The sequence below is a fragment of the Rhizobium sp. FKL33 genome (genome assembly GCF_005222915.1).
GTDB lineage: Bacteria > Pseudomonadota > Alphaproteobacteria > Rhizobiales > Rhizobiaceae > Rhizobium_E.
Map to the genome: position 1 here is coordinate 119536 of NZ_STFX01000005.1, position 22866 is coordinate 142401.

The following is a 22866-nucleotide window of genomic DNA, read 5'->3' on the forward strand; positions in this document are numbered from 1 at the left end:
TCTCAGGTAGATCGTTGCGATGTTGCAACCGAACAGGAATAAACATGTTTGATCCGCGCGAAAAAATTGCGTTGTTTATCGATGGAGCCAACCTTTACGCCGCTTCCAAAAGCCTAGGGTTTGATATCGATTATCGGAAACTTCTCAAGGCGTTCCAGAAGCGCGGTTATCTGCTGCGGGCCTATTATTACACTGCGTTGATCGAGGATCAGGAATATTCGTCCATCCGGCCCCTGATCGACTGGCTGGATTATAACGGCTACAAGGTCATTACCAAGCCCGCCAAGGAATTCACCGATTCGCTTGGTCGTCGCAAGATCAAGGGCAATATGGACATCGAATTGGCGATCGACGCCATGGAACAATCCGAAGTCGTAGATCATCTGGTGATCTTCTCCGGCGATGGCGACTTCACGACGCTCGTCGAGGCGCTGCAGCGCAAGGGCCGCAAGGTGTCCGTGGTCTCGACCATGTCGACCCAGCCGCCGATGATCGCCGACGATCTTCGGCGTCAGGCCGATCATTTCATTGACCTTATGACACTGAAGGCAGAAGTCGGACGCGATCCGTCCGAGCGCGCGCCGCGCCCGGCTCCCGAACCGGTCAACGAAGACGTTGACGTCTGATCGATCCTGTCACAGGAATTACAAAAGGGCGCACAGGCGCCCTTTCGTTTATGCGGAACATGTCAGCTGCGATGTCAAAGCGAGGTGACTGCGGTCAGCCGCGGTCGCGAAGCAATCGGCCCTTTTCGCGGTTCCAGTCGCGCTGCTTTTCGGTCTCACGCTTGTCATGCAGCTTCTTGCCCTTGGCCAGCGCCAGTTCCAGCTTGGCCCGGCCACGATCATTGAAATAGACCTTGAGCGGCACAAGCGTCATACCTTCGCGGCTGATGCCAATGCGCATGCGGCCAATTTCCTTCATCGACAGCAGCAATTTGCGCGGCCGGCGCGGCGCGTGGTTGAAGCGATTGGCTTGCAGATATTCGGGCAGATAGGAATTGATCAGCCAGATCTCGCCATTCTCGTCGCTGGCATAAGCTTCGGCAATATTGGCCTTTCCTTCGCGCAACGATTTGACCTCGGTGCCGGTCAGCACCAAGCCCGCTTCATATGTATCCAGAATTTCGTAGTTGAAGCGGGCCTTGCGGTTTTCCGCGACAACTTTCCGGACGTCTGTTGGTCTGCCTTTGTGTGTCATCTCAGCTGATTAGATCGGCATGCCTGAGCGCATTGTCAAGCGCAGCCTCCGTCGCGGGCTCGAGAACCGGCACCAAAGGCGAGCGAACGGCGCGACTCATGCGGCCGAGCTTGGACAGGGCATATTTTGCGCCGCATACGCCGGGCTCCATGAAAATCGCCTTGTGCAGCGGCATCAGTTTGTCCTGCAACTCGAGCGCACGGGCATAGTTGCCAGCCAGGGTCGCGGTCTGGAACTCGGCGCAGAGTTTCGGCGCGACATTGGCGGTGACCGAAATACAGCCAACGCCGCCATGGGCGTTGAAACCGAGCGCGGTGGCGTCTTCGCCCGACAGCTGGATGAAATCCTTGCCGCAGGTGATGCGTTGCTCGGACACGCGCTCGATCTTGCCGGTGGCGTCCTTGACGCCGACGATGTTCTTGTAGGTTTCCGCCAGCTTGCCCATCGTCTCCGGCGTCATATCGATCACCGAGCGACCGGGAATGTTGTAAATCACGATCGGCAGGCTCACGGCCTCGGCGATGGCGGAGTAATGCGCGATCAAGCCCTTTTGGGTCGGCCTGTTATAATAGGGCGTCACCACCAGCAGCGCATCCGCGCCGGCCTTTTCGGCATGTTGGGCGAGTTCGATGGCTTCGACGGTGTTGTTCGAGCCTGCGCCGGCGATGACCGGAACGCGACCCTTGGCGACTTCGACACAGAGTTCCACCACCCGCTTATGCTCGGCATGGCTCAATGTCGGCGACTCGCCCGTGGTGCCGACCGGCACGAGCCCCGTGCTGCCCTCGGCGATCTGCCATTCGACATGCGCGGCAAAGCTAGCTTCATCAACGCCGCCATCCTCAGCGAACGGCGTCAAAAGTGCGGGAATGGAACCCTTGAACATGTAGTGAACTCCTCATCGGCCGACCGGCCCATTCTTTAGCCGCAATCGCTTTTTACGGGTTGTCGGACCATATAGAAGCCGACAGATCGCAGCAAGACGAATAGGGGCGTCATAATCGGCTTTTCATGTCGCGGAAAGTTGATTTCATCGTCATTAACCAAGGATTTACCAGACTGACGGCTGATTGTTCTCAGCAGACCCGACACCAATGTCGGACGCGGCGGAGCCAATGACATGAAGCGCGCCTTCATCGCCATCCTCGTATGCACGGCCGGCGCCGGCGCCATGGCGGCGTTCATCGGCGGCCGCGCGCAACCGACGCCCGCTCCGCCCGACGAAAGCGCCAAGACGCTGTCGATCCCTCCCCGTCCGGCCAGACCGCAGACGGAAAAATCCGAGCGGCTTTCCCTGGTCGATCCTGCCGTGACCGCGGCGCCGCCGGTGATGCAAACGCCGGCCGCCGACCTACCCCTGCAGGCCAGCGAAAGCCTGCGTGCCGGCTTCATGGCGCTGCAGATCCGCGATACGCTCTCCGCCATCGCCTGGCGGGATCGCCTGCCCCCCGGCAGCGTCGAATGGAAGACGTTGACCTGGGCGATCGCGGTGTCGGGCCAGACGGCCACGCCGAGTTCGGAACTGCTGATGGCGAAAACCATGCTTCACGGATGGCCGGCGCTCGACGATATCGAGGAAAACCTCGAAAAAGCGTTGTTTCGCGAAAACATCGCCCCTCAAACGGCAGCCGCCGCGATCGGCGCGACGCAGGCCCAGAGCCTCGAAGGCGAGATCCTGCTGATCCGCGCGCGCATTGCGGCCGGCGACGAGGCGGGCGCGAACACCCGTCTTGAAAAACTCTGGTCCACACGCCTGTTCGATGTGGCTGCAGAGGATCGACTTCTGACGGAATTCGGCGCGCGAATGAGCGCTGAGAACCACAGGGCGAGACTCGTTCGCCTGCTCTATGCAGAGAAATTCGCGCAGGCGGCGCGCTTCGCCGCCCTCGGCAAGGCCGAACCACTGGCCCAAGCCTTTATCGGCGTCGTCAAACGGGACAAGAAGGCGAAGGACCTGCTCGACCAGGCGCGGGGCAATTTCGGCCAGGATCCAGCCTTTCTCTTCGCCTCCGTCAAGCAGGCTCGTTACGCGCGCCGCTTCCGGGAAGCGGCGCAATTGCTGGCGTCCGCGCCAAAGGACCAGGCCGCTTTGGTGGATCCCGGCGCATGGTGGGTGGAAACCCGGATCGTCAGCCGAATGCTGCTCGAACAAGGCCGGGCGGCTGACGCCTACAAGCTCGCGGCAGCGCATCTGTCCACGGCGCCTTCCGATATCGTCGAGGCGGAATTCCATGCAGGCTGGTACGCGCTTAGGGGATTGAAAGACCCCAAGCGCGCCGTCCAGCATTTCAACGCGATCCTGGCGGCCAGCCGCAGGGCGCATGATCAGGCCCGCGCCTACTACTGGCTCGGACGCGCCGCCGAAGCCGGCAGCGGCGGCGACGCCAAGGCCTTTTTTCTCAAGGCGTCCGACTATCCCGCGACCTTTTATGGACAGCTGGCCGCATCGCGCATCGGCGTCGCCATCCGGCCGCAACAACGCTATCGGCCTCTGGCGGATATCGTGTCGCTGATGAAGAACCGGCCGGAAATGCAGGCGATCGAACTGATGCTGCAATGCGGGCAGGACGGTCGCGCCCGAAGGCTCTATCTTGCCCTGGCGCGGACGCTGGAAAGTCCGACGGAACTGCAGGCGCTCGCCGATTCAGCCTTGAGCGCCCAGGGACCGGCTCTGGCCCTAGCGATCGGCAAGACGGCGCTCAATCAGGGACACGATCCCGGAATGGCCGCCTTCCCGCTCGGAGCGATACCGGACAGCGCCGATATTTCAGGGGCCGGCAAGGCGCTTGCTTATGCGATCGCCCGACAGGAAAGCGCGTTCAACCCGAAGGCGGTTTCACCCGCCGACGCCCGCGGTCTTCTGCAGATTCTTCCCTCCACAGCCAAGACGCTCGCGGCGAAACACCAGCTTGCCTGGGCGGAGGAAAAGCTGATCGAGGATCCCGGCTACAACGCCACGCTCGGCTCGCACTATCTCGGCGAGCAGATCGACAAGTTCAAGGGCTCCTATATCCTCACCTTCGCCGCCTACAACGCCGGCCCGGGGCGCATTCCGCAATGGATCAAACGTTATGGCGATCCGCGCAAAAAAAAGCTGGATGACGTCGTCGACTGGATCGAGACCATCCCCTTCCAGGAAACGCGCGACTATGTGCAGAAGGTCATGGAGAATTACCAGGTCTACAAGGCGCTGCTGAACCAGCCTGCCGATATCGCCAGCGATCTGACAGCCGGACGTCAGTGAGGTTCTTTCCTGCCGCGGTTTACGGGCGCCCCTTGCGCCTTCAGCATGAGCGACCGCAGAAGCAGTCATTGTGACTGACGTCATCTGCCCCCGTTTGCGGAGAACATAAAACGACGCCACGAGATGGGCTGTTTCAATCTTTGAAGCGCCAAACCTCAGAGCATCAAATCCGCCAGATCACCCGCGCTTCGCACAAAAAAGCGACCGAAGATGGAGCCGTGCCTCAACGCAAAAACCCCCGGCGGATGCCGAGGGTTTCGAGGCTGACCTTACAGTCAACCTGAAAGTCCAATCCGCTAGGGATTAGAACGTGCGCTGGAAGCGGATCATGCCGTTCCACTGGTCGCCGTCAGCCTTGTCGTTGTCGAACGACGAGTAGGTGACTTCCGGCTGGATCAGGAGACCGGCAACCGGGTTCCACTTGACGTTGGCGGCGATCGCCAGCGTGTCGTTGTCGGTGCCAGCGATCTGAGCGTTGAAGCCGAGGTTGTCAGCGGCCTTGTAGCCGACGCCAGCCCAAGCAGCCCAGTCACCCCAAGCTGCGCCGGAAGCATCGCCCGGAGCGTAGTTGTTGGTCTTGTTGCCCGAAGACGACCAAGCAGCCATCACGAAAGCCGAGAAGGCGCCGAAGTTGCCGTCGACACGACCCTTGATCGCACCTTCGTCGAGACGTTCGTCGTAACCGCCAACCACGGCGACGCCGAAGGAGCCAGCCGTGTAGCCAACGCCACCGGTGACGTTCGGGATGTAGTCTTCGCCGTTGACGACCTTCATGATGGCTTCGCCATCTTCGTCCACCTTACCGGTGTCGATTTCAATGTCGTCAGCTTCGAGGCCGAGACCGACCTTGAGGCCAGCGCCGTTGTCGTAGACGTAGTTGATCTGGTTCACTTCGAACTGGCCGTAGGAGACCACGTCGTCGTTGATGATGTCGCCAGCGTAGCCGGTCATCGTGGTGAACAGCGAGTCGGTCAGACCAACGGTGAAGCCGGCGAGCGAGATGTTGGCGGCGACGAGGCTGGTGCTGGTGCCAGCGCCATCATTGTAGGTGCCATTGAAGTCGAGACGGCCAACGAACTGGGTCTTCAGCGCGCCGTATTCGGTGTCCGAAGCGGAATCCATGTAGATTTCCGCGCGGGACTTGGTGCGCCAGCCGTTGTCGCTCTCCAGAGCGTAGGAGTTGGCGGCCTGAAGGTCGAAGCGGACGCGACCGCCGATCTTGAGGCAGGTTTCGGTGCCGGGGATGTAGAAGTAGCCGGTGCCGTAAGCATCGCAGACCTTCACATATTCCATGGGTTCCGGTTCGGCGGCGACGACAGCGTCGGCAGCCTGAGCGCCGGAAACAACTGCCAGAGCAGCTGCGGAGCCGAGAAGAAGGCTCTTAATGTTCATTTCTGACCTCCAGTCAAAATGTTTCATTCGGGTGTGGGTTCTTTCGCCTGAGGCGTTCCCTGCCCCACTCCCATTCAGAAGACATCGGGCATCCCCGCCGCTTCGAGGGTGATCATAGTGAGGAGAGCAGTCGACGCAATCGGGAAACTGCGCCGAGCGGGTTTAATCGGTCTCGTTCAAATTCCTTTGTTACAGAAAAGACACACATTTCCCCGCAGACCCTTCACAAATCCATAAAGTTTTAACGATCCTTACCTAATGATTAATATTTTCAACATCATAACTGGTTCGCCACAGAGAGAACCAAGGTCGAGCCGGGCTTCCTTATATGGGTTGATGAGCGAATTCCGGCCGATTTGATCCGGCGCAGAGGCGAAGATCGCCCCGCACATCAGGCAATGCCGAAGCTCTGACCACACCATCAAAGATCATTTCGACACAGAATCGATCTTGCCGGTTTCGCCTTCTGATTCCCGCGCCTTCCTCCGATTGTCCTTCACTCTGTCGCCAGGAGCCGAAAAAAATGTGAGGCAAATTCGAATACGGCTTGATCCGTCACATCATTATGGGTATCCACGCCGTCAACGGAGAGGTGGCCGAGTGGTCGAAGGCGCTCCCCTGCTAAGGGAGTATACCTCATAAGGGTATCGTGGGTTCGAATCCCATCTTCTCCGCCATTTTCAAAGCGTCGATTTCAATCCGCTGATATTTTACCTTACGACATCTCAACCGTAGCGGTCCGTCTTAACGACGGAGTGTCTGTGATGTCGCTTCCTCCGCCACTCTCGTCAGCGCACGCAAAGTGTCGAAGCGATGATCCGACACGAACACTTCCCTATATATAGTCATTTGCAAATGAGGGACGGCGCGCACCTGGAATCGATTCTCGCGCGCCTCGAGCCATGGATCGCGGTCCGGGATTTTCCCTTCGGACAGGCGCGTCGTTTGGACTGATGTTCCATGAAGGCGCGGCCGCTGCGGACTGAGGCGACCATCGTGCTTTTCCTGAACCGCAACCACGTGCCCGTAGCTGTGAACATTTATCCTAAAGCGCTGCCGCGCAAGTTCATCGGGCAAAGTTTCTGCAATGGCGACGATCGATCGCGGCAGATAGCGAAACACTTGCTTTCAGGCCATTTTTGATGAGGACTCCACGCCCCCCTCATTTTGCTGGTCGCCATGCGCCATCAAAGCGCCCACAGGCTTGGCGTGCGGTTCGAACGTCGACGCGATCGACGCCCTGTGGGGAGATATCCGCTTTTTCGTCGGTCCGACTGCCGACTAGCGCGTTTTCTGAGAAACAGCGCCTGATTATCTGTGTCTGCGTGCAAATCCTTAAGCCCCCTTTAGCGAGCACTGATGTATACGTTCAATGGTTCATAGGAAAAAGCGATGCTGCAAGCGCTTCAGAATACGATCCTGGAATTGATCGCCACCGGCGAACCTTTGAAGCCAACCATCGACAGGCTTTGTGCGATGGTTGAAGACATGGTGCCGGATGTCGTCTGTTCCGTTCTCGAAGTGGATTCAAGCGGACGCCTGCATCCTTTGTCCGCGCCCTCTCTGCCCGCGCACTATTCCGAGGCGCTTGAAGGTCTGGCGATCGGTCCCAAAGTCGGTTCTTGCGGCACGGCGGCCTTTTGGGGAAGAACGGTGATCGTCACCGATATCGCCAATGATCCGCTTTGGGAGGATTACAAGGCGCTGCCGCTGCCGCTGGGGCTCAAGGCGTGCTGGTCGACGCCGATTTTCAGTCAAGGCGTCGTGATCGGCACCTTCGGCTTCTATTTTCGGGAAACGCGCGGCCCCAATGACTTCGAAAACAAAATCGTCGCCGCCAGCACCCATCTCACGGCGATCGCTCTCGAGCGTGAAGCGCGCGTGCGGGAACGGCAGCGCCTGGCGTTCACGGATTCCATGACGGGCCTGCCGAACAGGGCCTGTTTCAACACCCGATTCAACGACATGCTGGCCCAACCCGATCAGGATTGGGGCTTGATTCTCGTCGATCTCGATAATCTGAAGCTGGTCAATGACACGTTCGGGCACGGCGCGGGCGATGCGCTTATTGGCGCTGTCGCGTCTCGCATCACGCCGATCGTCGGCGAGAACCGGCTGTTTCGCCTCGGCGGCGATGAATTCGCGGTGATTGCGCCGCTGGACGACTCCAGGGGTCTGGGCGCCGCCGCCCGAGCCATCGGCGAAGCGCTGGAAGCGCCCTGCGATTGCGCCGGCAACCTGGTTCATCCGTCCGCCACGATGGGCGGAGCCCTGATTCGGCCAGGTCAGTCTTCCGAGACGATTCGGCAGAACGCCGATCTCGCCCTCTATCACGCCAAGGAGCGGGCGAAAGGCAGTTTCGTGACCTATCAGGACGGGATGGGAACAGCGATCAGCGAACGGTACCGCGCCATTCGGGAAGTGGCGGCAGCCCTTTCCGAGCAGCGCATCGAGGCTTTCTATCAGCCGATCATCAATATGAAGACAGGGACCGTGTTCGGGCTCGAAGCCTTATGCCGCATGCGCAACGCCGACGGCTCCATCACGCCCGCCGCAGCCTTCCACGAGGCCACCAAGGACGCCCGGGTCGCTGCGAAACTCACGCGTGTGATGCTCGATAAGGTCGCTTGCGACCTGGCGCGCTGGAGCGCCATGGGACTCGAGGGCTTCCATGTCGGCGTGAACGTCTCAAGCGCAGACTTTCACAACGGAAATTTGCGGGGAGGCCTGGAAGAGGCCTGCGCTCGTCACGGCGCCGCGCGCGACAGGCTGGTGGTTGAAGTGACGGAATCCGTCTATCTCGATCAGCGTGACCGGGCAATTTCCGATGAAATCGGCCGGCTGCGCGGCGATGGCGTCAAGGTGGCCCTCGACGATTTTGGAACCGGCTTTGCTTCGCTGACGCATCTGATGACGATACCTGTTGACGCCATCAAGATCGACAAGACATTCACTCGCGGCGTCACCGCGCACGGGCCGAGCCGGATCATCACTGAGGGCCTCATCAAGATCGCCCGACGCCTGGGTTTGACCATCATTGCCGAGGGTGTCGAGACCGTCGAGCAGGCAGAACACTATATCCAGTTCGGGTGCGCATTGGGACAGGGATTTCTCTATTCCAAAGCGGTGCCATTCGCGACGGCGACCGAGATGGTCCGAGGACGGATCGTCGACGCGGCACAAGCCGCGCTCCGCGCCTGAAAGCCAGGAAAGAAAGCGTTTCGACCCAAACCGCTCGCCCAAAGCCGCCTCGGCGGGATAAAAAGCACGAAAATTATTCGTCAAGGGAAACGCATCCAAGCGTCCGACGTTAGAGCGATCCGTCCGCGAGGAAAACAATGAAAAATTTCGCCAGAGAAGAACTCATCCTCATTGTGCCGGCGCTCGCGGCGCTTGCAGCCTTTAGCGGAGAGCACTGGCTTCTCGGGCTCGGCCAGGTCGCCAGCCTCGCAACGGCGGCGCTGCTGGTGGCGGCGATCGTCATGGCCTCGGTGCGCGTCGCAAAACATGCCGAACATCTCGCCATCCGGGTCGGCGATCCCTATGGCACGATGATCCTGACGCTGTCGGCGGTCGCGGTCGAGGTGATCATTCTGGCGATCCTGATGCTCGATTCGGAGTCTCAGACGTTGGTTCGCGACACGATCTATTCGGCGGTCATGCTGGATATCAACGGCATTCTCGGGCTTGCGGCGCTGCTCGGGGGTCTACGCTTCGGCGAGCAGCCTTACAACAACGATTCCGGACGCACCTATGGGGTGATGATCCTGACGGCCATGGGCATCTCCATGGTGGTGCCGGAATTCATCCCGGCGGCGAAATGGCATTATTATTCCGCTTTCACCATCTTCGCGATGGTGACGCTCTACGCGCTGTTCCTGCGCATGCAGGTCGGCCAGCATTCCTATTTCTTCAGCTACGCCTACACGTCGTCGGACCGCAAACAGGCGCAGCCGCATGAAGAGGACGACGAGCATGGGGACCAGGGCGTGCCGATGGCCTTTTCCATCGGCGTGATCATTCTCGGCGTCGTGCTGATCGGCGGGCTCGCCGAGATCATGTCGGCCTTCCTGGATCATGGGCTTGAAGGCACGGGCGCGCCGCCGGCGCTGATGGCGGTGCTGGTGGCGGCGATCTCGGCCGCGCCGGAAATCCTGACTGCGCTTCGGGCCGCGCTTCGCAACCGCATGCAGGCGGTGGTCAACATCGCCATGGGCGCCTCGCTCTCCACCGTCATCCTCACCGTCCCCGTCATGGAGGCGATCGCGCTGTTCAACGGGCAACCGCTCACCATGGCGATGACGCCTGTGCAGACGGTGATGGTGACGATCACGCTGATCGCCGCCGCCATCAATCTCAATGACGGCGAGACCAACGCCATCGAGGGCATGACGCATTTCGTGCTGTTCGGCGCCTTCGTGATGCTGACCATGCTGGGGCTGTAAAGACAGGAAAGCGCTTGCGCCGGATACACTGCGCGCCCATTTGTGTTCTGTCAGTTCCCGAGACTTGAAAGCCGCGCCATGCTCGATTTCGTCAACACCTATGCCGCCCTGCCCGACCGGTTTTACGCCAGGGTTCATCCCTCCGGCGCGCCGAGCCCGCGGCTCATCGCCTATAACCGCGATCTCGCCCGCGAACTCGGACCCTCCTGGGAGACTGTCGACGACGAGACGGCGGCGGCGGTGTTTTCCGGCAATCAGGTGCCGGATGGATCGATCCCCATCGCCATGGCCTATGCCGGCCATCAGTTCGGCGGCTTCTCGCCGCAACTCGGCGATGGCCGCGCCATTCTGCTCGGCGAGACGGTGGACCGTGACGGCGTCAGGCGGGATATCCAGCTCAAGGGCGCGGGCCGCACGCCCTATTCGCGCGGCGGCGACGGCCGGGCCGCGCTCGGCCCCGTCATCCGCGAATATATCGTCAGCGAAGCCATGCATGCCTTGGGTCTGCCGACGACGCGGGCGCTGGCGGCCGTCGCCACCGGCGATCAGGTCTATCGCGAGACGTCGCTGCCCGGCGCTGTCCTGACGCGGGTGGCGAAGAGCCATGTGCGGGTCGGCACCTTCCAGTTTTTCGCCGCGCGCGGCGACACCGACGGCGTCAAGGCGCTGGCCGATTATGTCATCGACCGACTCTATCCCGACCTCAAAAACGACGCCAATCCCTATCTCGGACTGCTCCGCCGCGTCGCCGAGCGGCAGAGCGCGCTGGTGGCGCGTTGGATGCAGATCGGCTTCATCCATGGCGTGATGAACACCGACAATTCCTCGATCTCGGGCGAAACGATCGATTTCGGTCCTTGCGCCTTCATGGAGGCCTATGATCCGGCCACGGTATTCAGCTCGATCGACCGGAACGGACGCTACGCCTATCACAACCAGGCCGGCATCGCGCAGTGGAACCTCGCAAGGCTGGCCGAGACGCTGTTGCCGCTCCTCGCCGATGAACTCGACGCGGCCGTGGAAATAGCCAATGTGGAGGTGCAGCGCTTCGGGCCGCTCTTCACCGGCCATTGGGTGACGGGGCTGAGACGCAAGCTGGGTCTGACGACCGAACGCGAGGGCGACGAGGCGCTGATCCAGGGTTTCTTCGATCTCCTGCAGGCGGGGGAAGTGGATTTCACCCGCGCTTTCCGTCTGCTGGCCGATGCCGCCGAGGACAATGACGGCCCCTTGCTCTCGCTTTTCGTCGATCGGGCGCCGGTCACAGCCTGGCTGACCGAGTGGCGGGCGCGGCATGAAGGCGAAGAAATCGCTGCCGCCGAGCGCGCTGCCGCGATACGGGCGGTCAATCCCGTCTATATCCCGCGCAACCATCTGATCGAGGAAGCGATCGTGGCGGCGACGGAGCAGGAGGATTACGGCCCCTTCGAGCGGCTGCATGCGGTGCTGGCTGAGCCCTATCAGCAGCGCGCCGATGTCCCCGCGCGCTATGAACTGCCGGCCGAACCCGATGAGCGGGTGCTCCGCACCTTCTGCGGCACCTGAGCTGACGGAACCTCCCTGCCCTGCCCAACGTTGATGGGATGAACCGAACAGGAGATTTTCACATGGACAATGTCGAATCGCAGGTCATTCCAGAACAAGGCGGCAAACAGGGCTTTACGGTCGAGTTCGTCAGCCCGGCCGGTGACATCATTTCGGTTTTCATGCCGAACAGCGACGAGAGCGATCTGAACCGGCTGAACGCCGAAACCCGCGCCCGCCAGCTGATGGCGGACATCGCCGGCATGGACGCGAGCCAGCTGCGCGACGTGACCGACAAGCCCGCATCCGAACGGCTGTCGGCCCGTCAGGCCGGCGACACCGGCGAGCTGGAAGACCAGTTGCAGGAAGGGCTGGAAGGCTCCTTCCCGGCCAGCGATCCGGTTTCGGCCACGAGCAGCGCGGTCTCCGGCAGCGGACCGAAATACAACGCCGCGTGATCAGAGAAGCACCGTCCGGATCGCCAGACCGACGACGCTGACGGCGGCGACCCCGGCGATCCAGAGCAGGACGAACCAGAGGAGGCGCTTCCCCGCGGAAGCGCCTCCTTCCTTGTTTTCCACCTTGTCACTCATCAGTGATATCCTTCTTCCGGATCCACCTTGCCGCGGAACACCCAGTAGGAATAGGCGGTGTAGCAGAGGATCATCGGCACCAGCACCAGCGCGCCCACCAGCAGGAAGGCGAGGCTCGAATCCGGGGCCGCCGCATCCCAGATCGTCAGCGAAGGCGGCACGATATAGGGATAGAAGGAGATGCCGATGCCGGCATAGGCGAGGATGAACAGGCCGAGCGCCGCCAGAAACGGCAGCGTGTCGCGATGCGCCTTCAGCCCGTAGAGCATCAGCGCGAAGCAACCCGCCACCAGCACCGGCACGATGACGCTGAAGATGGCGGTGGGCCAGGCGAACCAGCGGCTGAGATAGACGTCGCTGAGGAACGGCGTCCACAGGCTGACGACGCCCATGGCGACGAGCGTGCCGATCGCCGAAAGATAAGCCAGCCGCCGCGCCTTGGCGCCGAGTTCGCCCTGCGTCTTCATCACCAGCCAGGTCGAGCCGAGCAGCGCGTAACCGATGACCACGGCGGCGCCGGTGGCGATGGAGAACGGCGTCAGCCAATCCCACCAGCCGCCGGCATAGGCGCGGTTCTCGATTCTGATGCCTTGCACCAGCGCGCCGAGCGCAATGCCCTGGCACAGCGCTGCGGTGAAGGAGCCGGCGAAGAAGGCCTTGCTCCAAAAACCCTGCCAGCGATGGGTGCGCCAGCGGAATTCGAAAGCGACGCCGCGGAAGATCAGCCCGAGCAGCATGAGGATGATCGGCATATAGAGCGCCGGCAGGATGGTGGCGTAGGCAAGCGGGAAGACGGCGAGAAGGCCGCCTCCCCCCAGCACCAGCCAGGTCTCGTTGCCATCCCAGACCGGGGCGACCGAGTTCATCATCACATCCTTGTCGTGCTTGTCCGGAAACAGCGGATAGAGGATGCCGACGCCGAGATCGAAGCCATCGAGGATGACATAGGCGAGCACGGCAAAGGCGATGATGGCGGCCCAGATGAACGGATAATCAATGGCCATGGGAAGGCTCCTTCATCTGCGCCGGGCCGGGATGGATGCCGGCGGAGCGGATCGGCCCGCCGCCGAGATCCGGCATGGGATCGCGCGGCAGACGGTGCATCAGCCGGAGGATGTAGAAGACGCCCGCGCCGAAGACGAAGAAATAGACCACGATGAAGGCGATCAGCGAGGTCGCCACCGCCGGCGCGGCGATCGGCGAATGCGATTCTGCGGTCAGCAGATGGCCATAGACCGTATAGGGCTGACGGCCGACTTCAGTGGTGACCCAGCCGGCGAGCACGGCGACGAAGCCCATGGGACCCATAGCCAGCGCATAGCGCAGGAACCAGCGGTGGGTGGCGAAATCGCCCTTCCAGCGCCGCCACAGGCTGACCAGCGCCAGCCCCAGCATGGCGAAGCCGAGCGCCACCATCACCCGGAACGACCAGAACACCACCGCCACCGGCGGCTGCTTGTCGCGCGGCACCGTATCGAGGCCGGCGAGCGGGGCGTTGAGATCATGTTTGAGGATCAGGCTCGAGAGTTTGGGGATCTGGACGGCGTAATCGACCCGCTGCTGATCCTGATTGGGAATGCCGAACAGGATCAGCGGCGCGCCCTCGGGATGGCTTTCAAAATGGCCCTCCATGGCCATGACCTTGGCGGGCTGATGCTCCAGCGTGTTCAGCCCATGGGCGTCGCCGGCGAGGATCTGCAAAGGCGCGACCACGGTGATCATGCCCATGGCCATCGACAGCATTTTGCGCGAACGGATCGGCGCATGCCGCCGGAGCAGATGCCAGGCGCCGACTGCGCCGACCACCAGGGCCGTGGTGAGATAGGCGGCGAGCACCATATGGGTGAGCCGGTAGGGGAAGGACGGATTGAAGACGATGGCCCACCAGTCGGTCGGGATGAACTGGCCCTTGTCGTTGATGGCGAAACCCTGCGGCGTCTGCATCCAGGAATTCACCGCCAGAATCCAGGTGGCCGAGATCAGCGTGCCCACCGCCACCATCAGCGTGGCGAAGAAATGCAGCCCCGGCCCGACCTTGTTGCGGCCGAACAGCATGACGCCGAGAAAGCCCGCCTCGAGGAAGAAGGCGGTCAGCACCTCATAGCCCATCAACGGGCCGATGACCGGGCCGGCCTTGTCTGAAAACACCGACCAATTGGTGCCGAACTGATAGGACATGACGATGCCCGAGACCACGCCCATGGCGAAAGCGATGGCGAAGATGGTCTTCCAGAAATCGAAAAGTTCCAGGTAGACCCGGTCCTTCTTCCACAGCCACAGGCCCTCGAGCACGGCGAGATAGCTCGCGAGCCCGATCGAAAAGGCCGGGAAGATGATGTGGAAGGATACGGTGAAGGCGAATTGCATGCGCGCGAGAAGAACCGCGTCGAATTGGTCAAACATGGCGCCAACTCCTTTTATTAGCCCCGAGATCCGGAGCCTGTCATGAACTTATGTCGGCACGACTGGAGATGTATCTCAAACTGGCTTTTCACAATTGGACAAAACGCCCATGTGCGGTCTGGTCGCAGGAAAACCGGAGGGAGTGGGGATTGTTCCAGGGGTGCGCAATATAGTCAACCGAAAGAACTGTGAGGCGCTTAATCCAACATTTTCAAATAGATAAACAATGCGATCTTGCCCCGAGGCGACGTGTGTTTATCGCTGCCTAAATCTTCTTTTGTGAACCGATCGAAGATTTATGTATTTTCCGGAGTGATCATTTTGAACGAAGGCTCAAAAATTTTCTCGACCGGGAGCAGATCAAGCACCTCATCGTACCGTCCCGCGTCAACCAAGACGCCGACACTTTTGGCGAGAGGCGTAACGTCGGTAATGTTCCTTATCCAGTCGTTTACATATAGGTTCACAGCGGTCGGACCCAGGCCGATCTGTAGCGATCGATGCGCGAGGGGTCGAAACAGCAAGTCACGCTCCGGATCCCATTGAATCACGACCGGAGACGCATCCTTCCACTTTCGCCATTCCTCATGTGTCATATGAGGGGGGCAATGGCTGAGGGCAGCATGGGTAAGCGCCCACTCGAAGCCCTCGTGACTGATGTCGATGGCCAGGATACGTTGCTGGCCTATGTCCTTACGCGCCCAGTTGGACCGATACATCATCCAAAGGAACGAGGGCTTTATCCAGGTCATGCGGGTCATGCTAAAGGGCGGAGAGACGAAGGTTCCCTGCTTGAGAGCAGCATCGGCTATATCATCACTGTAAGCCTGATATACTCGAATAATTTTGTCAGTAAAATGCGCGCGTATTTGATAAGGAGGGGCTTCTGGAAAATTAGAATAATTTGTCATGAATTTAATATTACTCGATGAAAAGGTGACGTCAACTGGCGGTTTAAACAGATTTCTGAAATCATGCGTTGAGAGAATATTACCCATCTAACTCGTTTCAATTTCATAGAAATTATACATTTTCTACAATATTATCCTGAGCCTATCTCAATAATAAAACCGATCTACATCGTCATTTTAATTTATATAATCACAAACCGATACTCTCAAGAAATTTATAGATCTTTGGCTCATCTGAGCCAGTATATATAGGCTCAGGCCCGGGGAAGGTTTTCTTTCGAAAATCGTGAAAATATGCATAATCGCAGTGGAGCCTATAATCACCGCGCAGGTGCTCAATTCTGAACATCATATTCATGGATTGCGACGGGCAATCATAATATCGAACTACAGATCCGGTATCTGTTTGAATTAAGCTGTCAGCTGTATCACCATACACAAAGCGAAGTTTTGAAAAGCACGCTTTCACCTTCTCCTGATTATTTTCCGGTAAATCGGAATTGACGTCGTTGCATGAAGGCAAAGAACCGTTTTTCGCCACGTCGTCGATCCAATCGACGGAGCTTCGGGGGAAGTTTTTATAAAAATAATACTCAGAGATAATTAAGTAAAATACAAAAAGCGAAATCCCCATGGCTATAGCCAGAAACCAATATGTGAATTTTCTCATAATATTTTAATCAGCTCCAACTTTCAAAAACTGAGCCCTCTTGCGTCCCAAAACCTTGGCTGCCGTGCAATATGTTAGCATAAAGTCAGCAACACGCTGATATTCAAATGAGCAATGTGGGGACTGCCACCTTTCCCTTAATGAAAATTCCGCCCCGACGGCATCACCTTCCGCGCCATTTCGGCCTGCCTCTTTAAATCCTCTTTCAGCTCCGGCATCTCCTTGAACAGCGCGGTCACGGCTCCGCCCGGTTTGGGGCGGGCGCGGCTTTCGGGGACGGGGCGGCGGACTTCGTCGGCGTTGGCGAGGCTTTCGATCAGGCGGCCGTCGTCGGAGAGTTTGGCGAGGTGGTCGGTGAGGTTTTCGACGCTCTCGGCCACGACATGGATGACGCCGTCGGCCTTTTGCAGGCGGCCGCGCACGGCGACCAGCCGCGCGCCCATGACGATGGGCCGGTAGGCCTCGAAGACTTTTGGCCAGACGATGGCGTTGGCGACGCCCGTCTCGTCCTCGATGGTCATGAAGATCACGCCCTTGGCCGAGCCCGGCCGCTGGCGCACCAGCACCAGGCCCGCCACGCCGACGCGCACGCCATTCCTGACATGATCGAGATCCATGGATCTGAGCAGGCCGAGGCGTTCGAAATCTTGTCTCAGGAAGGAGGCGGGATGCGCCTTCAGCGACAGCGACTGGGTGCGGTAATCATGGATGACATGCTCGCCCTCGGCCATTGTGGGCAGGCGCACCGGCTGCTCGTGTTCGAGAAGATCGGCGCCCTTGTTCTCGAACAGCGGCAGGCGTTCGGCAGCGCTCTTCTCATCGAGCGCGCGCACAGCCCAGAGGGCTGCGCGGCGGTCGAGCCCGATGGAGCGGAAGCAATCGGCGTCCGCCAGTCTTTCGATCACGGCGCGGCTCAGGCCCGAACGCAGCCAGAGATCGCGCACCGACGCATAGCCCTCGCCCCGCCGCTCGACCAGCCTGACCATATCGGCCTCCGCCAGCCCCTTGACCTGGTGAAAGCCGAGCCGGACGGCGAAGCGTGTGCGGATGACGCCGGCCATGGAGCGGTGGCGCGGATGGATGCGGGCGGGATCGAAGGCCTGCGGCTCGAGATCGCTCGCCCAACCAGAATGGTTCACATCGGGCTCGCGCACCTCCACCCCATGTTCGCGGGCATCGCGCACCAGCTGCGCCGGCGCATAAAAACCCATCGGCTGGGAATTGAGGATGGCGGCGCAGAACACATCCGGATGCCGCGCCTTCAGCCAGCAGGAGGCGTAGACCAGAAGCGCGAAGGAGGCGGCGTGGCTTTCGGGAAAGCCATATTCGCCGAACCCCTCGATCTGCTTGAAGCAGCGCTCGGCAAACGCGGCCTCGTAACCCCGCGCGACCATGCCCTCGACCATCTTTTTCTGGAAGGTGTGGATGGTGCCGACGCGGCGGAAGGTGGCCATGGCGCGGCGCAGCTTGTCGGCCTCCGACGGGGTGAAGCCTGCGGCGACGATGGCGATCTTCATCGCCTGTTCCTGAAACAAGGGGACGCCGAGCGTGCGGCCGAGCACCTGTTCGAGCTCCTTGCTGGGATAGGCGACCGGCTCCTTGCCCTGGCGGCGGCGGAGATAGGGATGGACCATATCGCCCTGGATCGGGCCGGGCCGGACGATGGCCACTTCGATGACGAGATCGTAGAAAGTTTGCGGGCGCAGCCTCGGCAGCATGCTCATCTGCGCCCGGCTCTCGATCTGGAAGACGCCGAGCGTATCGGCGCGGCAGATCATGTCATAGACCTCGTAGCGCTCCTTGGGGATCGAGGCGAGCGTCAACTCGCCCTTGTAATGGCGCTTGATCAGGCCGAACGCCTTGGCGATGCAGGTGAGCATGCCCAGAGCCAGAATGTCGATCTTGAGGATTCCCAACGCATCGAGATCGTCCTTGTCCCACTCCACCTGCGAACGGCCCTCCATGGCGGTGGGGGTGACGGGGACCACCTCGTCCAGCCGGTCGCGGGTGATGACGAAGCCGCCGACATGCTGGGAGAGATGGCGGGGAAAGCCCATCAGCACGGACGCGTAATCGAGCACGCGGCGGGTGGTGGGATCGGACGTGTCGAGGCCTGCGGCGCGGGCCTCGCGCTCGTCGAGCGCCGCCGACGACCAGCCCCAGACCGCGCCCGACAGCGCCGATTGCTGGTCTTCAGACAGGCCAAACGCCTTGGCCGTCTCGCGGCCGGCCGAGCGGGCGCGATAGCTGATGACGGTGGCGGCGATGCCGGCATGCTCGCGGCCATATTTGCCGTAAATATACTGGATCACCTCCTCGCGCCGCTCATGCTCGAAATCGACGTCGATATCGGGCGGCTCGCGGCGCTCAGGCGAAATGAAGCGCTCGAACAGCAGATCGGTGAGCGCCGGGTCGACTTCGGTGATGCCGATGCAGAAACAGACGGTGGAATTGGCGGCAGATCCCCGCCCCTGGCAGAGAATGCCCTGCGAGCGGGCGAAGCGGACGATGTCCCAGACGGTGAGGAAATAGGGCTCGTATTCGAGCTCGCGGATCAGCTTCAGCTCATATTCGATCTGGCCGCGCACCTTGTCGGAGACGCCTTGCGGATAGCGCTGGGCGGCGCCCTCATAAGCCAGCCTCCGCAGCGTCTCCTCCGGCGTCTCGCCCGGCACGGCCTCGTTGGGATACTGGTATTTCAGCTCGTCGAGCGAAAACGTGAGCGCGTCGAAGAAGGCGTTGGCGTTGTCGATCGCTTCGGGATGGCGGCGCAGCAGCCGGGCGATTTCAGCTGGCGATTTCAGATGACGCTCGGCATGGGCGGCGAGCCGGAAGCCGGCGGCCTGCACCGTGACATGCTCGCGAATGGCGGTGACAACATCGGCGAGCGGTCGCCGGTCCGCCTCATGCATCAGCGCGTCATTGGTGGCCAGGAGTTTGACGCCGGTCTGGCGGGCGATGTCGGCGAGCGCATGGTGATGGCGGCGGTCGAAGCCGTCATAGCGCGGCGTCAGCCCGAGATGGACATGATCGGCGAAGGCCTCGCGCAGGCGGGCGAGCAGGTCTGGCAGACGCTCGAAATCGGCGAGGCCCGGCATGACCGCGAGCATCATCCCCTCGCCCCACTCCAGGAGATCGGCCTCGTGCAGCAGGCAATTGGCCTTGCCGCCGCGCTGGTTGCCGAGGCTCAGCAGCCTGCAGAGCCGCCCCCAGGCGCGGCGGTCGCGCGGATAAGCGAGAATATCAGGCGTCTCATCAGCAAAGGACAGGCGCGCGCCGGGCCGATATGCCAGGCTCGCCTCCTTTGCGGCGAGATGCAGCCGCACCACGCCGGCCACCGTATTGCGGTCGGCCAGACCGATGCCCGACAGACCCAGCCGGGAGGCGGCCACGGCGAGTTCCTCCGGATGGGAGGCCCCCTCCAGAAAAGAGAAATTGCTGCGAAGGCCGAGTTCGCAGAAGCGGATCATCAGGCGAAGACTCCCTGGATGAACCAGCGCGGATCGTGATTGTCGCGCTCATAGAGGCCCTCGCGATAAAGCCAGTAGCGGCGGCCCGCTTCGTCCTCGATGCGGAAATAATCGCGGGACGGCGCGGTCTCGCCATCGATCCACCATTCCGGCGCGATGCGTTCGGGGCCCTCGGCGCGGGCCACACGGAAGAAGGTCTTGCGCCAGCGGAAGGTTTTCGGCGGGCCATCCGGCACTTCCGCCGTCGTTTCCACCGGTTCGGGATAGGTCAGCATGCGCAGGGGACGGACGGGCCGATCAGTGGGCCAGACGGGGGCCGGCCTCTCCTCCACAGCGAGCGCCGGCATGAAGCGGCCGGCGCGTTCGGGCATATGGCTTTCAAACAGCGCAGGCCGCGTGATGAGATCGGGGCCAAAGCGGGCGGCCATCTGGTCGATAAACTCCGTGAGACTGTCATCCGTGCGGCCGCGGCCGTCGAAATCCGGCTGCGCCTCGTCGAACGGCGCTGACGTCAGCACATTGAGCCGCAGCGTCTCGAAGCCATAGCCGGCGTCGAGATCATCCTGGGCGGCAGCCAGCCGGGCGCGAAACAGGGCTGCGATGCGGGCGGGGTCGCGAATGGGCAGGGCCGCGCCGGCGCGGATGGGGAAGACGCGGCCATCGACGCGAAACAGCAGCAATTCGAACAGCTTGCCGCCCTCGCCGCGCGCTTCGAACAGGCTTTTGAGACTGTCGCCGAGATGGCGGAGCATGGCGAGAATGACATCCTCATTGCCGATCGGCTCAGAGAGCCGCCGTTCGGCCGACAGCGCCGCGACCGGCCGGCGCGGCGAGATCGGCTCTTCCTCCAGCCCGAGCGCCTGATCGAGCCTGAGCAACAGTTTTGGACCAAACCGGCGGGCAAGCGGCGCGCGCGGCTGGCCGATGAGATCGGCCGCCTGTTTCAGCCCCGCCTTGATCAACAGCGCCACCGTTTCCTCCGGCAGGCGCAGCGCCCTGACCGGCAAGGGCGCCAGCGCCTCCTCCATGGCCTCAGGCATGACGATGTCGCGGCGGCTGTAACGGCAGAGCGCCGAAGACAGGCCGGGCGCAGACGAGATGGCCGCCCGCGCCTCGAAGCCCATATGGAAGAGCCGCGCCAGCAGATCGTCGAGCAGCGCTTTTTCGCCGCCGAACAGATGCGACGAGCCGGTGATGTCGAGAAACAGGCCGTCGGCGCCGTCCAGCGCCACCAGCGGCGTATAGCGGTCGCACCAGTCGGCGACCGCCTCGATCAGCGCGCGGTCTGCGGCGGGATCGGCCTCGACCACGTCGAGATCGGGGATCATGGCGCGCGCCTCGGCCGCGCCCTGGCCGGGCTTGAGACCCATGAGGCGCGCCTCTTCATCGACCGCCGTCAGCCTGATGGCGTTGCGCTGCAGGGCTGCGCAGACGACGGGCGGATGCTCAGGACGCCCGTGAGAACGCCACGACCTGCCCCATCGGATCCGGGCGAGCCGATCGGTCGCCAGAGAGGGGAACCAGAGCGCCAGGATCCGCTGGCCGGTCTGCGGGCCGAACAGAGATCCGGCCGGGCTCGATTGCGCGAAAGAGACAGTCATCGGCGTTCCACTCCAGGTAAAATTCGGGCGACAGAGGATTGCGGCTCTTTTCGAGCGTGACATGGAAGACGGGTCGGCCGAGCCCGGCCTCATAGGTCCGGCCACTGGGCATGCGCACGGGCGAGGACGGCGCGGGACGGACGAGCAGTCGGCTCTCGGCGCTGGAGGCCTCCTCCCCGCCCCGTTCGCGCAACAGGAAGACCGGCTTCTTGTGCGCCTTGGCGCGCAGGCTGATGCGGCGGCTTTCGGTCAGGCCGAAGCGGGCGGGATTGCCATAGACCTCGAAAACCACGGCGGCGAAGGAGGAGACAGTGAGCGCGGCTTCGGCCACCATCAGCGCGTCCTTGAGCTTGCGCGGAGCGGCGTGCAGCAGGCCAGCGGACGGCAAGCCATGCGACATAAGGCCGGGCGCATAGAGCCTTCCGCTTTCGCGCGCGCCCATGGGATCGGCGATCCAAAGGATGAGTCCCGGCCCGCGCCCCAGCGCCAGCCGCGACAAAGCCAGCGCAAAGCCGCTCGCCGCGCCATTGTCGGCGGTCGCCTCGGTGCGGATCTCATGCAGCGCCGCCCGCGCCAGCCCGCCGCCGAGCGCTGCGTCGAAGGTCTCGGCGCCGGTTTCCACTCTCTCGTGAACGGCGGCAGTCGCCGCCCGATCCCAGGCCTGGCCGCGCGCCATCCGTCCCAGATTAGAGACATCGGCGCTTTCCAGTCGTTCGATTTCGCTTCGCAGGGCGCACAGGTCCTCGCGCGCCAAAGCCGGCTCCGCCATGGCGTTGCATCCTCGTTTTTTGTTCTTTTTATGTTCCTATTGAATCCAGAAAATGGAACGAGAGTCAACGGTCCTAGGTTTCAAACAAGGGGAGATTATTTTCCTAGACCGACTTCAGGAAAATATTAACCAATTCGGCAGGATAACTTTCAACCCTGGGGAGTGTGATCGAATTGTTTCAACGATAGGACCAGAGTCATCGGTTGAGTGGCCGTCGCGACGAAGCCATAATGTTCATAAAAGACTTTGGCCTCAGGCGAAATGGCGTGAACGAGAACGCCGCGAATGCCGAGGATGTGCGCCGCCTGCCTCACGCGCAGAACGGCATCCTGCAAAAGCGCTGCGCCCAAGCCTTTACCTTGCCATGTTCGATCAATCGCGAGGCGTCCAAGGATGGCCATCGGAACGGGATCGGGCATATTGCGACGCAAGCCGCCCGGCGCTTCACGAAGAGCAAGCCCGCCTGAAGAAATACAATAATAGCCAATCACGCGGTCCTGCACGCAGGAAACATAGGTTCGAGAGGCGCCGCTTGCCTGATTGGCCCGAGCTCGCCGGCGCAGCCACTGGTTCAGAGAGTCCTGTCCGCAATCGAAAAGCTCGATCTGATGCTGATCATCCAGAAGGCTCGGAGACGAGATCAT

At 61.4% G+C, this 22866-nt stretch carries 19 protein-coding genes and 1 tRNA gene; 7 read left to right on the plus strand and 13 right to left on the minus strand.

What is annotated here, in order from left to right:
- Positions 1-44 precede the first annotated feature (44 nt).
- On the plus strand, positions 45-626 hold the full coding sequence (locus E8Q41_RS03210; protein ID WP_137154063.1) for an NYN domain-containing protein: 582 nt from the start codon (positions 45-47) through the stop codon (positions 624-626).
- A 94-nt stretch (positions 627-720) separates the two neighbouring features.
- Here the strand turns inward: E8Q41_RS03210 and smpB are convergent, their stop codons facing one another.
- Positions 721-1200, minus strand: a complete 480-nt coding sequence (smpB, locus tag E8Q41_RS03215; protein ID WP_137154064.1) for an SsrA-binding protein SmpB — start codon at positions 1198-1200, stop codon at positions 721-723.
- Position 1201: 1 nt separating this feature from the next.
- A complete protein-coding gene (dapA, locus tag E8Q41_RS03220) occupies positions 1202-2086 on the minus strand; it encodes a 4-hydroxy-tetrahydrodipicolinate synthase (protein WP_137154065.1) in 885 nt (294 codons plus the stop codon).
- Between the two features lie 234 nt (positions 2087-2320).
- Between dapA and E8Q41_RS03225 the strand changes: the two genes are divergently transcribed.
- Positions 2321-4444 carry a lytic transglycosylase domain-containing protein gene (locus tag E8Q41_RS03225; protein WP_137154066.1) on the plus strand — a complete coding sequence of 708 codons (2124 nt, stop codon included), beginning with the start codon at positions 2321-2323 and terminating at the stop codon, positions 4442-4444.
- Positions 4445-4747: 303 nt separating this feature from the next.
- Here E8Q41_RS03225 and E8Q41_RS03230 read toward each other — a convergent pair whose 3' ends face one another.
- Positions 4748-5836, minus strand: a complete 1089-nt coding sequence (locus E8Q41_RS03230) for a porin (RefSeq protein ID WP_137154067.1) — start codon at positions 5834-5836, stop codon at positions 4748-4750.
- Positions 5837-6422: 586 nt separating this feature from the next.
- Here E8Q41_RS03230 and E8Q41_RS03235 point away from each other — a divergent pair.
- Positions 6423-6513: transfer RNA gene (locus E8Q41_RS03235), tRNA-Ser, on the plus strand.
- A gap of 67 nt (positions 6514-6580) precedes the next feature.
- Here E8Q41_RS03235 and E8Q41_RS03240 read toward each other — a convergent pair.
- Complete coding sequence (locus tag E8Q41_RS03240; protein ID WP_137154068.1) at positions 6581-6958, minus strand: hypothetical protein; 378 nt, start codon at positions 6956-6958, stop codon at positions 6581-6583.
- Between the two features lie 270 nt (positions 6959-7228).
- On the opposite strand from E8Q41_RS03240, the gene E8Q41_RS03245 reads away from it, so the two are divergent.
- The 4 genes from E8Q41_RS03245 (at position 7229) to E8Q41_RS03260 (ending at position 12263) form a co-directional block, all read left to right on the plus strand.
- Complete coding sequence (locus tag E8Q41_RS03245) at positions 7229-9037, plus strand: EAL domain-containing protein (protein ID WP_246660059.1); 1809 nt, start codon at positions 7229-7231, stop codon at positions 9035-9037.
- 137 nt (positions 9038-9174) lie between these two features.
- On the plus strand, positions 9175-10281 hold the full coding sequence (locus E8Q41_RS03250; protein ID WP_137154069.1) for a calcium:proton antiporter: 1107 nt from the start codon (positions 9175-9177) through the stop codon (positions 10279-10281).
- Between the two features lie 78 nt (positions 10282-10359).
- Entirely contained in the window at positions 10360-11826 is a 1467-nt protein-coding gene (locus tag E8Q41_RS03255; RefSeq protein WP_137154070.1) for a protein adenylyltransferase SelO, read from the plus strand.
- Positions 11827-11888: 62 nt separating this feature from the next.
- Positions 11889-12263 (plus strand): hypothetical protein, encoded by a 375-nt coding sequence (locus E8Q41_RS03260; RefSeq protein ID WP_137154071.1) that lies wholly within the window; start codon positions 11889-11891, stop codon positions 12261-12263.
- Here the strand turns inward: E8Q41_RS03260 and E8Q41_RS26090 are convergent, their stop codons facing one another.
- The 9 genes from E8Q41_RS26090 to E8Q41_RS03295 form a co-directional block, all read right to left on the minus strand.
- Positions 12264-12398, minus strand: coding sequence for a hypothetical protein (locus tag E8Q41_RS26090; RefSeq protein WP_281405291.1), 135 nt, complete (start codon positions 12396-12398; stop codon positions 12264-12266). It abuts the gene before it with no gap.
- On the minus strand, positions 12398-13402 hold the full coding sequence (gene cydB / locus E8Q41_RS03265) for a cytochrome d ubiquinol oxidase subunit II (RefSeq protein WP_137154072.1): 1005 nt from the start codon (positions 13400-13402) through the stop codon (positions 12398-12400). Before cydB ends, E8Q41_RS26090 begins: the two co-directional genes overlap by 1 nt.
- Positions 13392-14801: a cytochrome ubiquinol oxidase subunit I gene (locus tag E8Q41_RS03270; protein WP_137154073.1), complete on the minus strand. Its 1410-nt coding sequence runs from the start codon at positions 14799-14801 to the stop codon at positions 13392-13394. Before E8Q41_RS03270 ends, cydB begins: the two co-directional genes overlap by 11 nt.
- 296 nt (positions 14802-15097) lie before the next feature.
- A complete protein-coding gene (locus tag E8Q41_RS03275) occupies positions 15098-15799 on the minus strand; it encodes a DUF4291 domain-containing protein (RefSeq protein WP_205910356.1) in 702 nt (233 codons plus the stop codon).
- A gap of 103 nt (positions 15800-15902) precedes the next feature.
- Positions 15903-16346, minus strand: a complete 444-nt coding sequence (locus E8Q41_RS03280; protein ID WP_137154074.1) for a hypothetical protein — start codon at positions 16344-16346, stop codon at positions 15903-15905.
- A gap of 173 nt (positions 16347-16519) precedes the next feature.
- Positions 16520-19852, minus strand: a complete 3333-nt coding sequence (locus tag E8Q41_RS03285; RefSeq protein WP_137154075.1) for an error-prone DNA polymerase — start codon at positions 19850-19852, stop codon at positions 16520-16522.
- The gene (locus E8Q41_RS03290; RefSeq protein ID WP_246660064.1) at positions 19852-21414 is read right to left on the minus strand and encodes a DNA polymerase Y family protein; all 1563 of its coding nucleotides are present in this window, start codon (positions 21412-21414) and stop codon (positions 19852-19854) included. The genes E8Q41_RS03285 and E8Q41_RS03290 overlap by 1 nt, the downstream gene beginning before the upstream one ends.
- The gene (locus E8Q41_RS25810; protein WP_246660060.1) at positions 21299-22222 is read right to left on the minus strand and encodes a hypothetical protein; all 924 of its coding nucleotides are present in this window, start codon (positions 22220-22222) and stop codon (positions 21299-21301) included. The genes E8Q41_RS03290 and E8Q41_RS25810 overlap by 116 nt, the downstream gene beginning before the upstream one ends.
- 149 nt (positions 22223-22371) lie before the next feature.
- Positions 22372-22866: a GNAT family N-acetyltransferase gene (locus tag E8Q41_RS03295; RefSeq protein WP_137154077.1), complete on the minus strand. Its 495-nt coding sequence runs from the start codon at positions 22864-22866 to the stop codon at positions 22372-22374.

Excerpts from the sequence above, each read along its gene's own strand:
- E8Q41_RS03210 (WP_137154063.1), top strand. The coding sequence starts at position 45 with ATGTTTGATCCGCGCGAAAAAATTGCGTTGTTTATCGATGGAGCCAAC.
- smpB (WP_137154064.1), bottom strand. The coding sequence starts at position 1,200 with ATGACACACAAAGGCAGACCAACAGACGTCCGGAAAGTTGTCGCGGAA.
- dapA (WP_137154065.1), bottom strand. The coding sequence starts at position 2,086 with ATGTTCAAGGGTTCCATTCCCGCACTTTTGACGCCGTTCGCTGAGGAT.
- E8Q41_RS03225 (WP_137154066.1), top strand. The coding sequence starts at position 2,321 with ATGAAGCGCGCCTTCATCGCCATCCTCGTATGCACGGCCGGCGCCGGC.
- E8Q41_RS03230 (WP_137154067.1), bottom strand. The coding sequence starts at position 5,836 with ATGAACATTAAGAGCCTTCTTCTCGGCTCCGCAGCTGCTCTGGCAGTT.
- E8Q41_RS03245 (WP_246660059.1), top strand. The coding sequence starts at position 7,229 with ATGCTGCAAGCGCTTCAGAATACGATCCTGGAATTGATCGCCACCGGC.
- E8Q41_RS03250 (WP_137154069.1), top strand. The coding sequence starts at position 9,175 with ATGAAAAATTTCGCCAGAGAAGAACTCATCCTCATTGTGCCGGCGCTC.
- E8Q41_RS03255 (WP_137154070.1), top strand. The coding sequence starts at position 10,360 with ATGCTCGATTTCGTCAACACCTATGCCGCCCTGCCCGACCGGTTTTAC.
- E8Q41_RS03260 (WP_137154071.1), top strand. The coding sequence starts at position 11,889 with ATGGACAATGTCGAATCGCAGGTCATTCCAGAACAAGGCGGCAAACAG.
- E8Q41_RS26090 (WP_281405291.1), bottom strand. The coding sequence starts at position 12,398 with ATGAGTGACAAGGTGGAAAACAAGGAAGGAGGCGCTTCCGCGGGGAAG.
- cydB (WP_137154072.1), bottom strand. The coding sequence starts at position 13,402 with ATGGCCATTGATTATCCGTTCATCTGGGCCGCCATCATCGCCTTTGCC.
- E8Q41_RS03270 (WP_137154073.1), bottom strand. The coding sequence starts at position 14,801 with ATGTTTGACCAATTCGACGCGGTTCTTCTCGCGCGCATGCAATTCGCC.
- E8Q41_RS03275 (WP_205910356.1), bottom strand. The coding sequence starts at position 15,799 with ATGGGTAATATTCTCTCAACGCATGATTTCAGAAATCTGTTTAAACCG.
- E8Q41_RS03280 (WP_137154074.1), bottom strand. The coding sequence starts at position 16,346 with ATGGGGATTTCGCTTTTTGTATTTTACTTAATTATCTCTGAGTATTAT.
- E8Q41_RS03285 (WP_137154075.1), bottom strand. The coding sequence starts at position 19,852 with ATGATCCGCTTCTGCGAACTCGGCCTTCGCAGCAATTTCTCTTTTCTG.
- E8Q41_RS25810 (WP_246660060.1), bottom strand. The coding sequence starts at position 22,222 with ATGGCGGAGCCGGCTTTGGCGCGCGAGGACCTGTGCGCCCTGCGAAGC.
- E8Q41_RS03295 (WP_137154077.1), bottom strand. The coding sequence starts at position 22,866 with ATGATCTCGTCTCCGAGCCTTCTGGATGATCAGCATCAGATCGAGCTT.